We start from the raw sequence: 718 nt of genomic DNA, 5'->3' as shown, positions 1-718 counted from the left end.
CTTTCTGACAGAAAAGGAGAGAAAAGAGTGAGAAATACACGATCTGAACGAATTTTAGAACCAATAGAAAGAGATAACGTTATAAAGTTACAAAGTCTTGACGTTATAATGGCACAGGTATATAATAAGAATAACGTTAAACAGTTATAACTTTACAAAGTTGAAAGAGGTGGAGAACATGTCTGCGATATTTGCACTGGCCAACCAGAAAGGCGGCGTTGCGAAAACCACAACGACAGGCACGCTGGCGGCCGGTCTGAAAAAGCAGGGCTTCAGTGTGCTGACGATCGACTGCGACCCACAGGGCAACCTGTCGATGTCGGTAGCTGCCGAGAATCAGGACAGCGCGACCATGTACGAGGTCATGAAGGGAACGGTCTCGGCGCGGGAGGCCATCCAGCACACGCCCAGCTGCGATATCATTCCGGCCAATACCATCCTTGCGGGCATTGAGCAGGAGCTGCACAACGTCGGCAAAGAGATGACGCTCCGCGAGAAGCTGCGCGACGAGCAGACCGGTGTAGCGGAAGCGTACGATTATATCCTCATCGACTGTCCGCCGTCGCTTGGCCTGCTGACCGTGAACGCACTGACGGCTGCCGACTATCTGCTCATCCCGACCATGGCGGAGACCTTTGCGGCGTCCGGCATCACCCAGCTGTATGATACTTACAAGTCGGTGAAGAAATACACCAATCCGGCGCTCAGGATCGACGGC

Annotated in this window: 1 protein-coding gene; it reads left to right on the top strand. The window is 52.6% G+C overall.

Annotated features, from left to right (window positions below; all coding sequences use genetic code 11):
* Window positions 1–178 precede the first annotated feature (178 nt).
* A partial coding sequence (locus DWZ82_RS14885; RefSeq protein ID WP_147356959.1) for a ParA family protein occupies window positions 179–718 on the top strand: 540 nt, incomplete at its 3' end.

Origin of the sequence: Butyricicoccus sp. AF35-5AC (assembly GCF_003477715.1) — a bacterium.
In the GTDB taxonomy this organism is placed as follows: Bacteria; Bacillota; Clostridia; order Oscillospirales; family Butyricicoccaceae; genus Agathobaculum; species Agathobaculum butyriciproducens.
This window is presented reverse-complemented; position numbering and strand designations above follow the sequence as displayed.